The sequence below is a fragment of the Ruegeria sp. CDSB114 genome (assembly GCF_059611025.1).
On record NZ_JBXWOT010000008.1, the window covers coordinates 85,127 to 98,315 of the forward strand.

Below are 13,189 nucleotides of genomic sequence, written 5' to 3' on the forward strand. Positions count from 1 at the left end.
TGATTATGCCAGAAATCCAGAAAACTGAAATCACTTTTTGCTGTTCGACTGCTCAAGCAAGCGGCGTTCGATGGATTCCAGCCTTTCCAGCACCTCATCACGATAGGCATCGGTTTTCACCTCATCCTCGGCGTGATGGGCATCCTGCATTGAATTCACGATCAGACCAACCAACAGGTTCACCACTGCAAATGTCGTAACCATGATGAAAGGCACAAAGAATATCCACGCATAGGGATAAACCTCCATCACCGGGCGCACGATGCCCATGGACCAGCTTTCCAGCGTCATGATCTGGAACAACGTATAGGCCGACAGGCCCAAATCGCCGAACCAGTCCGGGAATGTGCCCGAGAACAGCTTGGTTGAAATTACCGCGCCGATGTAAAACAGGATCGCCATCAGCAGGAAAACGCTGGCCATACCCGGCAAGGCCGAGATGAAACCCTCAACCACCCGGCGCAGCCGTGGCGCGACCGAGATCACGCGCAAGACCCGCAGGATCCGCAGCGCCCGCAGAACTGACAGGCCGCCGGCGCTTGGGATCAGGGCGATACCAACAACGATGAAATCGAACAGGTTCCAGCCATTGGTAAAGAACCGGCGCCCCGTTGCGACCAGCTTCATCGCAATCTCAGCCACGAAGATGGCCAAGCACATGCTGTCCAACACCACAATCACGGGCCCTGCGGCCTCCATCAATGTGGGTGAGGTTTCCATGCCAAGCAGAATGGCGTTGAAGATGATGACACCTGTGATGAACCAACCAAAGGTCGGGTTTTCGGTGATATCCTGCAGGCGCTGGGCAAACCCCATTCTGAAACTCTCCTGTTTGGTCATGATGCGGGGTTCAGTGCAAACCGCGCGGCAAGTTCCGTGTGTGACGACCATCGAAATTGGTCAACCACCTGTACCCATTCAAGGGTATAGCCTGCGTTAATCAGATTTTTTGCGTCCCGCGCGAAGGTGACCGGATTGCATGAGACATAGGCGATGACCGGGGGCAGCGCTTGCGCCAGCTCGGCCACCTGCGCCTCGGCCCCGGCGCGGGGCGGGTCCAGGACAACCGCGTCAAAGTTTTTCAGCTCATCTGGCATCAACGGGCGGCGGAACAGATCGCGCGCCTCGGTCGTGACCCGTTTCAGGCCTTGCGCGCGACGCCAGCTTTGATCCAGAGCATCGGTCATCAGGGCCTCGCCCTCAACCGCGTGAACTTCGGCGTCCTGGGCCAGTGGCAGTGAAAATGTTCCACAGCCCGCAAACAGGTCGACAACCCGTTTGGCCCCCTTGGTTGCCTGCAAAACCGCCTGTAATAGAGCCTGTTCTCCATCCTTCGTGGCCTGCAGGAACGCCCCCGGAGGCGGCACAACAGCCGCCGCGCCAAATCGCTGAACCGGGGCGTGGCGCGAGGCGATCACCTCGCCGTCCCAGCTGAGCCGCGCAAGCCCATGTGCCTCGGTCGCCTGTGCCAGGGCCAGTTCCAACGGACCGTCCAGCGGTTTGCCGCCTTTGACGGCGACATCCAAACCGCCATCAGAAAGGGTCAGCGTGACCGCCAGCGCCCCTTTGCGGCTACCACCCAAAACGGCAAGCGCCTCGGCCACGGGGACAGCTGCAATCAGGGCCGGATCAAGCAGATGACAATCAGAGATTTCGGTAATCGTGTCCGAGGCACGGCCATGAAACCCGGCCATAGTGCCTTTTTTGGTCCGCCGAACCGCAACTGTGGCCCGCCGCCGCGAGCGTTCAGGCGAGGTGTGAATGGGCCGCATCGGGGCATCGAGCCCCTGCGCGGCCAGCGCGTTGCGCACGACCTCGACCTTCCAATCCGCGACGAAATCATCCGCGGCATGCTGCAGCTGGCAGCCACCGCAGGCTTTGTAATGACGGCAGGGCGCTTTGACCCGCTGGTCCGAGGGGGTCTCGACCCGAATGTCGCTCAGCACTTGACCAACCAATGTCCCGCTGACCACCTCCCCCGGCAAGGTGCGGGGGGCGTAGATCGGTCCATCGGCGATGCCGTCGCCCTGATGACCAAGGCGTAAAATGCTGTAATGCTGCGTCATGAGGGCCTGATAGCTGGGCTTTACCCTCAACAAAACCCTTATTCGGCGGCGGCGGCCTGAATAAACCCGCCCGATTGGCGATCCCAGAACCGGGCATAAAGCCCGCCCTGTTCCAGCAAGTCGTCATGGCTTCCCATTTCAACGATCTGCCCTTGATCCAGAACGACGATCCGGTCCATCTCGCTTAGCGTCGACAGCCGATGTGCAATCGCCAATACCGTCTTGCCCTGCATCACGCGATGCAGCGCGGTCTGGATCGAGGCTTCGACCTCGGAATCCAAGGCCGAGGTCGCCTCATCCAGCACCAGAATCGGTGCGTTTTTCAGGATGGCGCGTGCAAGCGCAATCCGCTGCCGCTGACCGCCGCTCAGCTTAACACCGCGCTCGCCCAGATGCGCATCATAACCCTTGCGGCCATGGGCATCCCGCAGGCCAAGGATAAACTCATGCGCTTCGGCCTTTCGCGCCGCCGCAATCATATCCTCTTCAGAGGCGTCGGGGCGGCCATATAGGATATTCTCGCGCGCCGAGCGGTTGAACATCGCAGTTTCCTGCGTGACCATTCCGATTTGACTGCGCAGACTGTCCTGCGTCACCTGTGACACATCCTGCCCATCAATCCGAATTGCGCCGTTTTCCCCTTCATAGAGCCTGAGTAAAAGCGAAACGAGCGTAGATTTCCCCGCACCCGATGCCCCGACGATACCCAGCTTTTCGCCAGGATGTACGGTCATGTGCACGTCGGTCACGCCGCCGATGTCACCGCCATAGGCAAAGCTGACATGGTCGAATTCGATCTGACCATATGGCACGCTCAGCCTGACTGCCTCTGCCGCATCCTCGACCCGGTCACGCTTGGCCAGCGTCTTCATGCCATTCTCGATCTCGCCGACATTGGCATAAAGCCCCATCAGGGTGAAACTGACCCAGCCGGTCATCTGCGAAATCCGCACGGACATCGCGCCCGCGGCGACGATATCACCGGCGCTGGCCATCCCAGACCGCCACAGCAGCAAGGTCACCCCCAGCAACAGCACGGGCAACACCCCAGCCAGAACCATCAGTATGAACCTAAAACTGGCGGAGAGCTTGCCAAAAGCCAGCATCTTTTCGCGCAGATCGACCATCGAGTTTCGGGCCGCCTGATCCTCGAACTCGGAATGTGCGAACAGCTTGACGGTTTTGATATTGGTGATCGTGTCGACCACCTGCCCCGACACCATCGCCCGCGCCCCGGCCCGCGCCGCTGAGCGTGCCCGGATGCGTGGCAAATACCAGCGGATCAGCAGGAAATACACCGCCAACCAGGCGGCGAAGGGCAGCATGACCAGAAGATGAATAGACCCTAACAAAAGCAAAGTCCCTGCCAGAGACGCCAGCGCAAAAACCATTGCGCTTATCGTCTCGGACACGACCGAGGCCATCGCGTTCGAAGTTTGCATCTGTTTCTGAGCGATCCGCCCGGCAAAATCGTCGTCGAAATAGGTCACAGACTGACCCAAAGTCCACCGGTTCAGCTTGGCCAGAACCAGGGGCGGGATATTGGGCATGACAATGTAGTTGTTGGAAAAGGCCGAAAGACCAAACAGCGCCGGTCGCAGCAGCATGAAAAATGCGGCGACCCCTCCAATTATCCAAAGATTGCCCGCCGTCAAAACCCCATCCGGCCCGCTTTCGTTTGCCATGTCGATCACCAGACCCAGCATCCAGGCGGTTCCGGCCTCCATCGCCCCGGCAGAGGCCGAAAACACGGAGGCGACAAGGATCATCGGCCAAGCTCCGGACAGGCACCAGCGAATGAACGCCCCCAGCCTTTGCGGCGGGGGCGTTTCGGTGGGTTTGAACGGATCTATGAGATCGGCAAGTTTCACTCAGCTGCCTCCGTGTTCAGGAAGCCCCCAGATTGCCGTGCCCAGAACTGGGCGTAAAGCCCGCCCTGTGACAGCAATTCGGAATGGGTGCCCTGCTCGACGATCCGGCCGCCATCCATCACCAGGATGCGATCCATTTGGGCAATGGTGCTGAGGCGGTGGGCAATCGCGATCACGGATTTGCCCTGCATCATGCCATAGAGCGTTTCCTGAATGGACGCTTCAACCTCGGAATCCAGCGCGGAGGTCGCCTCATCCAGCAACAGGATCGGCGCGTCCTTCAGGATCACCCGCGCCAGCGTCACCCGCTGCCGCTGACCACCTGACAACTTCACGCCCCGCTCGCCCACATGCGCATCATAGCCGGTACGCCCCTTCGGGTCCTGCAGGTCAAGGATGAACTCATGCGCCTCGGCCTGTTTGGCCGCGGCAATCATCTGCTCTTCGGAAGCCTCGGGGCGGCCATAGAGGATATTGTCGCGCACCGAGCGGTGCAGCAACGCGCTGTCCTGTTGCACCATACCGATATGGATGCGCAAGCTGTCCTGAGTGACCCGAGCAATGTCCTGATCGTCGATCAAAATGGCCCCCTGCTCCACATCGTAGAACCGAAGTAGGAGCTTAACTAGGGTCGATTTCCCAGCCCCCGACCGTCCGATCAGACCGATCTTTTCGCCCGGCTCGATGGTCAGGTTGATATGATCCAGCCCGCCGGTCTTGCGACCGTAATGATGCGACAGGTTACGAATCTCGATCTTGCCATTGGACAGATGCAGGGGCTTGGCCTGCGGCGCATCCAACAGGTCGATCGGTTGAGCGATCGTCTCCATGCCTTCGGCAACGACACCAAGCTGGCGGAAAAAACTGGTCAGCGCCCACATGATCCATCCGGTCATCGCGTTCAGGCGCAGGGTCAGGGCTGTGGCCGCCGCGACCACACCGACCGTAGCACTGCCCTGCATCCACAGAGCAATCGCCCAGCCAACCACACCAACGATCAGCAGCCCGTTCAATGCAACCAGAACCGCATCCATGATGGTGAAAATCCGCATCTCAGCCTGAAAGGTACGGCGGGTTTCCTCGATCGCTTCGCGCGCATAATCCAGTTCCTGTGCCCCATGGGCAAACATCTTTACGGAATGGATATTGGTATAGCTGTCCACAACCCGGCCCGTTACGGCCGAGCGCGCGTCTGAGGCCGCCTTCGAAGCCGGTCCCACCCGCTGCACCGTCCAATGCACCAGAAACCCATACAGCACGAGCCAGATCAACAACGGCAACAGCAGCCGGGCATCAGCCGTCATCAACAAAATGGCTGCGCCGATCAGGTATGCCAGCGAGAAGGAAATCGCATCAAACACCTGAAACACGGCCTCACCCGCAGCGGGCGGCGTCTGCATGATCCGGTTGGCAATGCGGCCTGCAAAATCATTCTCGAACCAGCCCACCGATTGCCGCAACACGTGCTTATGCGCGCGCCAACGGATCAGAGTGCCAAAATTCGGCAGGATCGTGTTGTTCAGCAACAGCACGTCAACGACATGCAGCATGGGTCGCAGCAGCAGCACAAAAAGCGCCACCAGGATCAGTTCCGTACTATGGGTCTGCCAAACTTCGTCCGGCGGAGCGGACAGCAAGTCAACAACGCGACCCATATAATAGATCAGACCGACCTCAACCGCGGCCACCACGACCGAAATCAATCCGGCCCAGAAGAACACCCGCATAAAAGGGCGGGAATAGTTCAACATAAACGGCCACAGCCGTGTCGGCGGCGTGTCGGTTTCTTCGTAGTCGACAAAAGGGTCGACGAGATTTTCGAAATAGCGAAACATAGAGAGTGCTCCGATTGAGCAGATAACAAGTCATGCGAAAAAAGATGGCGCCAGAACACCACCCCTACGGGTCAAGTGTTATGGCTTTAGCCGAACCAGATCCCGTAATACATTCGCATCCCTCCATTCATGTTACAGGCGCAAGAAAACACAAACGATCCGGCTTGTCATCCCCTTTTGAGACTTCAATTTACTCGACCAGCAACTCGGAGCGCGTCAGGGTGAAACCCGAGGCGATCCAGCGCGCCTCAAGCTCGGCCAGTTTCTTGCCCAGCGCCGGGCCGGTAAAGTCAGGGATCAGGTCAGCGGCCCGCACGGGAAAATCCGCTGCCGCCCCGTCCCGGAGCGCTTGCCGCTTATCCTCAGACCAGGGCTGTTCCAACAAAGCACAACGCAGCAGAACTTCGTGCAGGCCGTCCTCTTCGCCATAACGGAACCCAAGCTCGGCAGTGCCCGCGGTTCCCGCGGCCTCATCCCGCATCCGTGTCAGGCGTTGCATCTGGGCCTTGCTCAGACGCAGGGTCTGGGCAATCTCGGGCGTGGCGATGGAGGAAAGCCGCCGGACCGGCTCGGGCTTTGCCCCAGCCTGCTGTTCCAAGGCGATCAGCGGGGCAAGTGATCGATCCTCAACCCCCGGCAATATCTGTGCCAGAACGCCCGTGCTGCGCATGGCAGCGACCGAAGGCGCAGGGTCAGGCGCGGTCAGCAATTTCATAAACTCGGCCCCAACCCGTTCGCGCGACAGGCCTGCCAATCCGTCCAGATTGGTTGCGATGGCCGACAGCGCTTCGGGATCAAACCCGGCTTCGGCATCCCCATACCAGGCGTGAAACCGAAAATAGCGCAGAGACCGCAGATAGTCCTCGCGGATGCGGTGCTGGGCGTTGCCTATGAACCGAACCTTTCGGGCCTTTAGATCGGGCAATCCATTCAGCGGGTCCAAAAGCGTCCCATCCGGGCGGGCATACAGCGCGTTCATGGTGAAATCGCGCCGGCTGGCATCTTCATCAACATTGTCCGAGAACGCCACAACAGCCCGGCGGCCATCGGTTTCGACATCTCGCCGGAAGGTCGTGATCTCATGCGGGATGCTTTGGCTGACAACGGTTATCGTGCCATGCTCGATCCCAGTTGGAATGGCCTTCAACCCCGCCGCCCGCATCAAATCCAGTACCTGCTGGGGCGGAGCGTCCGTGGCAATATCCAGATCCGAGACCGGCGCCCCCAAAAGCGCGTTGCGGACGCAGCCGCCGACGAAAAGCGCCTGAAAACCGGCATCGATCAAAACGGCGCAGACTGTCTGAGTTGCCGGGTTTGTAACCCAGCTTTCTGATAGCTTCATCATTCACTCACCCGCGCAGCCAAGCCCCGCAACATCCGGGCCGTAGCCCCCCAGATGTAATAAGGGCCATAGGGCACGGTGAAATAGTACCGCCGCTGGCCCCGCCAGCGACGCGACTCAACGATATAATTCGCAGGGTTTAGAACATGCGCAAGTGGGACTGAAAAAACTTCGTCAACTTCACCCGGCTCAGGAATTGGGTCGAACCCGTCTCGTAGGATCGCGACAACCGGGGTTACGACAAAAGACGTCACGGTTTCATGGGTAGGCAAATGCCCGAGAATTTCAGGCATATCCGAGGAAAGGCCAATCTCTTCCTGTGCTTCCCGCAGGGCGGTTGCGGTTATATCCGGATCGGTCTCATCCTGTTTTCCGCCAGGAAAGGCGATCTGGCCGGGATGGTGTTTCAGCGCCGACGAGCGCTTGGTCAAAAGCAGGCGCGGGGCCTCATCCGTCACAAGAATCGGAACCAGAACCCCGGCTGGGCGCAGCTTGCGCCCCGCTGGCAAAACCGCATCAGGGTTCAGATCGAAATCACTGGACCCGTTGCCGGGGCGGCTCAGGGCCGCCCGCAGCTGTTCTGTTGGATCAGGCTTCACCGGCATCGAAGCCAACGGTGACGGGGTCCAATACGTAATGGGCACCACAGAACTGACAATCGGCGGTGACCTGGCCTTCGGGAGTTGTCATCTTTTCGATGTCGCGCGCCGAATAGATCGACAGGCTTTGGCGCACGCGCTCTTCCGAGCAGGTGCAGCCGAACTGAACCGATTGCGCATCATAAACACGTGGCTGTTCTTCGTGAAACAGCCGGATCAACAGGTCGGTTGGCGCAATCGAAGGGCCGATCAGTTCAAGGTCATCAACAGTATCCAGAAGGATGTTGACGCGCCCCCAATTTTCACCTTCTTCACCGTCAACCAGATCATCCGCCGACAGAATCTGACCGTCACCCTCTGCATTGGCTACAAATGGTGACGCTTTGGGCATGTGTTGCAGCATGATGCCGCCTGCGCGCCAGTGCTCACCGACGCCAGGTTCAGTTGATTTGCCGAAACTCAGTGAAAACCGCGTCGGCAATTGTTCGGACTGTGCGAAATACGCCTCTGCGCATGCGCTGAGAGAGCCGCCAGCCAGCGGTGTGATCCCCTGGTAAGGCTGCGTGCCCTCGCCCTGGTCAATCATGATGGCGAAATAGCCTTCACCCACCTGATCAAACGGTGTGGAATCGGTCAGGCGGTCAGGGTCAAAACTGGCATAGGCGCGGATGCGAGCCGGTTCGCCCTCGGCCTGCGGAGCGTAGTAATCGGTTGCGATCATCCGAACGGCGCCTTTGGACTGAACCTGAAGCGACAGCTTCCAGCGCAGCGAGACGGTCTGGCCGATCAGAGCAGTCAGCAAGGCCATCTCGGCCACCAAAGCCTCGACCTTTTCGGGATAGTCGTGCTGTTTCAGAATGCCATCCAACACTCCGTCCAGCCGCGCCACACGTCCGCGCATATCCGGTATATCAAGTTGAAAGGGCAGGACGGTGTCGTCCCACGCGATTTTTGTTCCAAGAGACATGGGGTTTCCTTAAACGCCACAGATTGGCATACCGCCAGCATATAGGTCGAAGATTTCGGGTTGTAAGGGGCCATACATGATCAGACGGTTCGGTGAAACCCCACAAGCGGGGCGCAAATACACACGACGTGTAGGTGTATACGCATTGTTGCCTCGAAGACGACATCTGTTGCTGACCTGCCAGACAGAGCCCGGCCCTGATCTACAGTTGCCGGGTGGCGGTATTGACCCGGGCGAATCGCCCATCACCGCCCTGCATCGCGAAGTCTTTGAAGAAACCGGCTGGTTGATTGCCAGCCCGCGGCGGGTCGGCGCCTTTCGCCGTTTCACATACATGCCCGAATATGACCTGTGGGCCGAAAAGGTCTGTTTGATATATCGAGCCCGCCCTGTGCGCCGCATAGGTCCACCTTCAGAGCCATTCCACGAAGCCCTTTGGCTGGACAGTGCGGATGCCGCGCAGATGCTGGGCAACAGCGGCGACCGACATTTCGCTTCGGGACACCTGATGGGGCTTTAAGGCCCGCTATATTCAAAGAAAACCGCAGATACGTCATCATCCATACCCTGGTCCGGATCCATGGCCTGTGTCAGCCGCCAGAACATTTCGTCCAGAAATTCGGGCCCGCTGAGATCGGTGGCACAATCCGTCACCATTCTGCACAGCCCCTCTTCTTCCAGCAGGGATCCATCCGCAATCCGGCATTCCGTGAACCCGTCTGAATATAGCAACAGCTTGTCACCGGGCTTCATGTAGGTATCGGTTCGCTGAAACGTGACATCCGGCAACAGTCCGATGGGCAGGCCACCTTGCCCCAGATACTCGGTCCCACCATCCTGTCGCAACAACAGCGGATGCGGATGCCCTGCCTGCACCATCTTGAGATGTCCGTTTCGCAGGTCGATAATGGCATAGACCATGGTAAAATACTCTTCGACGCCAGCATCGGCCATAAGGCGGGAATTGAGCATCTCTGCCACCTGATCAGGTGGTAGCAATGCGTAAAATTTATCGAACCGCTTTTCCATCGCCACGTTCTGATCGAAATGTTTGCTGGACAGATACCCGCCCAGCCGTGCTGTCATCATCGCCGAGGTGATGCCGTGGCCGGACACATCGATGCTGTAAAACCCCACACGGTTGACCCCCGGTGAAAACATTCCCACCAGATCGCCACCGATATGCCCACAAGGTTTCAGCAACATGCTGATACGCGACCTACCGAAATCACGCGTGAGTTCGGGGACCAGAGATTCCTGTATCTTACGCGCCTGAATCAGGTCCTTGTCGATCGCATCATGGACCACTTTCAGTTCTTCGAGCGCGGTCTCGATCATTCGGTTCTTATCAGACAGCTCACGCTGCATATCCAATATCCGTGCGCCCGCAGATATGCGCGCCCGCAATTCATCGGCCTCAAGAGGTTTGATCAGAAAATCATCCGCCCCGGCATCCAGTCCGCGCGCAACCTCCTGCTTTTCGCTTTTTGAAGTCAGAAGGATGAAATAGCTGTATTCGTCATTCTCCAGCGCCCGAAATGCTTGACAGAATTCCAGCCCGCTCATCCCCGGCATGACCCAGTCGCTCAGGACCAGATCGGGGGACATGGCAGCACAGATTTCGATGGCGGCCTCTCCGCTATCGGCCTCGAGCACCTCAAAGCCCCATTTCTTCAGCGAGGCCACAAGGATGCGACGTTGCAGACGACTGTCATCAACGACCAGCACCTTGCGAATCGCACCAAAATCCAGCTCTGCCTTTGTTTCTGCCTGACTGACCTCTGCCACCTGACCCTCAGCTCTGCCACATAATGCGGAACGGGACGACCCTAGCGCACGGCTGTTTAACATCCTGTGAAGGTCGTAAATGCATCCATCTTAACCACGGATTTACCAACGGCCTGTAGTGATAATCGGGTCGTTATCTTTAGGGAAAGGATGGCCATGATCGACTGGTCCAGGGTCAGACAGCTGCGGGACGAGGTCGGCGCCGACGAGTTTGACGAGGTAGTGGAAATCTTTCTCGATGAGGTGCAACAAGGCCTGGAGCATTTGCAGGTCGATGATGATCGGTCTGACTTCGAAAAGCATCTACACTCCTTGAAGGGCAGCGCGCTTAGTCTGGGATTCAGGACATTGGCCAAGCTCTGCCAAGATGGTGAGCGCCATTCGGCACAGGGTCAGGCCGCAACCGTCGATATCGCCGAAATAGTCGGCACATTCCGGACCTCAGCAACGGAGTTTCAGGCAGGATTGAACGAGCTCTGAGCGGCGCCGTACAGGCAGCAAACAGGTACACTAGCGATGGGTGACAACCCGGCCCTGTATATTGTCTGTTTCAAACGCAGCTGATCCATCGCCGCGACAGACAACATTGCAGTCTGGTCATTTGCTCAGATCACAAACTGGGCGAGGGTCTCGTCCTCGGTGATATCCGTAAAAGTGAACCCGGCTTCATCCAGATGCGCGAACAGACGGGCAAAGTTTTCGGGCTTGCGGGTTTCGATACCAATCAGAACCGAGCCGAAGTTACGTGCCGATTTCTTCATGTATTCAAACCGCGCAATGTCATCCTCGGGGCCAAGGATGTTCAGGAACTCTTTCAATGCGCCAGGGCGCTGTGGCAAGCGCAGGATGAAGTATTTCTTCACCCCCAGATAGCGCTGCGCGCGTTCCTTGACCTCGGGCAGACGTTCGAAATCGAAGTTGCCACCAGAGGTTACGCAGACAACGGTTTTCCCTCGGATAAAACTCTGAATATCGCTCAGCGCCTCAATCGCGAGGGCCCCGGCGGGTTCCAGAACGATGCCTTCGACATTCAGCATATCGATCATGGTTGTGCATATGCGGTCTTCGGACAGGACCAGAGCATCCGACAGATGACGGGATTTCAGCAATTCGAACGGTTTTTCACCGATCCGACCAACCGCAGCACCGTCAACGAAATTGTCCACCTGATCCAATGCCACCGGATGTCCTGCTGCCATTGCCGCGTGCAGACAGGCACCGCCTTTGGGTTCCACAAACAGGCAATGGGTTCGATCGCCAAACCACGTAGCCACGCCCGCAGACATGCCGCCACCGCCTACTGGCAAAAGGATGTGGTCCGGCAACCCACCCAACTGCGCTTCGATCTCAACCGCAAGCGAGGCTTGCCCCTCGATCACATCAACATCGTCAAAGGGCGACAGAAAATGGCCGCCCTGTTCGGTGCACCACGCCTGCGCGGCGGCCAACGTGTCATCGAAATAGTCGCCGGTCAGATGAATCTCGATATTGTCGCCGCCGAAGATACGAGTTTTCTGGATTTTCTGCTGCGGCGTCGTCACGGGCATGAAGATCACACCCTTCACATCCATGTGCTTGCACATAAAGGCCACGCCCTGCGCATGATTTCCCGCGCTGGCGCAGACAAACAGGTTCTGCCCCTGCTGTTTGCGCATGGCGTTGAACGCACCGCGGATCTTGTAGGACCGCACCGGGCTGAGGTCCTCACGTTTCAGCCAGATATCGGCCCCGAAACGATCAGACAGATGGGCATTGCGCTGCAGAGGCGTCACCGGAAACACAGAGCGCATCGCCTGTTCGGCAGCGCGGGCGCGGGTCATGAAATCACTCATGCCGGTTTCCCTGCCCCATCATCGCTGAAAGAGCAAGGAATACATATGTGTACGAGTTCAGGTCAGCTGGCGCTTTTCAACGAACACGCCGTACATGGTGGTCAAGATACTGACATTGATCAGCGGCAAAACCAGAACCCCAAAGAACAGTGAGAGCAAAACACCCAGAACCGGGATGAAAGCGAGCGCTGTAAAGACCAACTGGACCACGACCTGGAACACAAAGCTTACAAGCAAAAGAACGATGATCGCACCACCCGCACCGGCGGTGTTGTTCCAAGCTTGCCCAAGTGTCAACGGTTGCCCAATCGCTGCTGCAGGCAGGATTATGGACAAACGGTAGAAGCCGATGATGAGGAAGACGACAAGGACAATGACAAACACAACTGACAATGCTCCACCGCCCAGCGCTGAAAGTACCGCGCCCGCCGGCAGGAACGCGATGGCCATCAGGATACCCAACAGAAGAACCCGCCCGAAATAGGCCAGAATTCTATCGAACCGGAAGGTTGGGAAAATACCTCTTGGATATTCCTCAAGCAGGACAAAGCGGTGCCACGACACCACAATCCAGAACATCGTCACAAATATCACGACCATAAAGCCCACTAGGAAGCCAATCGCCGATCCGCTCGAAACGCCCGCAGGTAACTCTCCGGTGGTTGTATTAAGTTGATCCAGCGGAACGTCCAATACAAAAAACAGGGCGACAATCACCGCTGTCGCAACCAAAGATGGCCCGAACGTAATCTGCAAAACCTGTTTGAGATTCCCAATAACCATCCGCACCGAATGTGCAAAAATCTTCCAACCCAGCATCTGAAATCTATCCCTTCAACCAATCCTTGTTTTCTTTCCTTCTGTTTCACCCCAAATCCCGACCTGCGTC

The 13,189-nt window shown here is 57.8% G+C and carries 12 protein-coding genes; 2 read left to right on the plus strand and 10 right to left on the minus strand.

Annotated elements, in window-relative coordinates:
- Positions 1-30: 30 nt before the first annotated feature.
- The 7 genes from AC2FIP_RS16150 to hslO all read right to left on the minus strand — a co-directional run bounded on the left by AC2FIP_RS16150 (position 31) and on the right by hslO (position 8,680).
- On the minus strand, positions 31-816 hold the full coding sequence (locus AC2FIP_RS16150) for an ion transporter (RefSeq protein ID WP_496787223.1): 786 nt from the start codon (positions 814-816) through the stop codon (positions 31-33).
- A 20-nt stretch (positions 817-836) separates the two neighbouring features.
- A complete protein-coding gene (locus tag AC2FIP_RS16155; RefSeq protein WP_496787225.1) occupies positions 837-2,066 on the minus strand; it encodes a class I SAM-dependent RNA methyltransferase in 1,230 nt (409 codons plus the stop codon).
- A gap of 38 nt (positions 2,067-2,104) precedes the next feature.
- The gene (locus AC2FIP_RS16160; RefSeq protein WP_496787228.1) at positions 2,105-3,937 is read right to left on the minus strand and encodes an ABC transporter ATP-binding protein; all 1,833 of its coding nucleotides are present in this window, start codon (positions 3,935-3,937) and stop codon (positions 2,105-2,107) included.
- On the minus strand, positions 3,934-5,772 hold the full coding sequence (locus AC2FIP_RS16165) for an ABC transporter ATP-binding protein (RefSeq protein ID WP_496708261.1): 1,839 nt from the start codon (positions 5,770-5,772) through the stop codon (positions 3,934-3,936). The genes AC2FIP_RS16160 and AC2FIP_RS16165 overlap by 4 nt, the downstream gene beginning before the upstream one ends.
- A gap of 190 nt (positions 5,773-5,962) precedes the next feature.
- Positions 5,963-7,114 carry a CCA tRNA nucleotidyltransferase gene (locus AC2FIP_RS16170; RefSeq protein WP_496698763.1) on the minus strand — a complete coding sequence of 384 codons (1,152 nt, stop codon included), beginning with the start codon at positions 7,112-7,114 and terminating at the stop codon, positions 5,963-5,965.
- Entirely contained in the window at positions 7,114-7,719 is a 606-nt protein-coding gene (locus AC2FIP_RS16175) for a CoA pyrophosphatase (protein ID WP_496698716.1), read from the minus strand. Before AC2FIP_RS16175 ends, AC2FIP_RS16170 begins: the two co-directional genes overlap by 1 nt.
- Positions 7,703-8,680, minus strand: coding sequence for an Hsp33 family molecular chaperone HslO (gene hslO / locus AC2FIP_RS16180; RefSeq protein ID WP_271950591.1), 978 nt, complete (start codon positions 8,678-8,680; stop codon positions 7,703-7,705). The genes AC2FIP_RS16175 and hslO overlap by 17 nt, the downstream gene beginning before the upstream one ends.
- Positions 8,681-8,756: 76 nt before the next feature.
- Here hslO and AC2FIP_RS16185 point away from each other — a divergent pair, with 76 nt between their 5' ends.
- Complete coding sequence (locus AC2FIP_RS16185; protein ID WP_496787231.1) at positions 8,757-9,200, plus strand: NUDIX domain-containing protein; 444 nt, start codon at positions 8,757-8,759, stop codon at positions 9,198-9,200.
- Here the strand turns inward: AC2FIP_RS16185 and AC2FIP_RS16190 are convergent.
- Positions 9,197-10,468: a PP2C family protein-serine/threonine phosphatase gene (locus AC2FIP_RS16190; protein WP_496787236.1), complete on the minus strand. Its 1,272-nt coding sequence runs from the start codon at positions 10,466-10,468 to the stop codon at positions 9,197-9,199. The two genes, AC2FIP_RS16185 and AC2FIP_RS16190, sit on opposite strands and share 4 nt — an antisense overlap.
- Positions 10,469-10,624: 156 nt before the next feature.
- Between AC2FIP_RS16190 and AC2FIP_RS16195 the strand changes: the two genes are divergently transcribed.
- Positions 10,625-10,948, plus strand: a complete 324-nt coding sequence (locus AC2FIP_RS16195; RefSeq protein WP_271950708.1) for an Hpt domain-containing protein — start codon at positions 10,625-10,627, stop codon at positions 10,946-10,948.
- A 125-nt stretch (positions 10,949-11,073) separates the two neighbouring features.
- Here the strand turns inward: AC2FIP_RS16195 and ilvA are convergent, their stop codons facing one another.
- Complete coding sequence (gene ilvA, locus AC2FIP_RS16200) at positions 11,074-12,300, minus strand: threonine ammonia-lyase IlvA (RefSeq protein ID WP_496702886.1); 1,227 nt, start codon at positions 12,298-12,300, stop codon at positions 11,074-11,076.
- Between the two features lie 57 nt (positions 12,301-12,357).
- A complete protein-coding gene (locus AC2FIP_RS16205; RefSeq protein ID WP_496787238.1) occupies positions 12,358-13,119 on the minus strand; it encodes a hypothetical protein in 762 nt (253 codons plus the stop codon).
- Between the last annotated feature and the right edge of the window lie 70 nt (positions 13,120-13,189).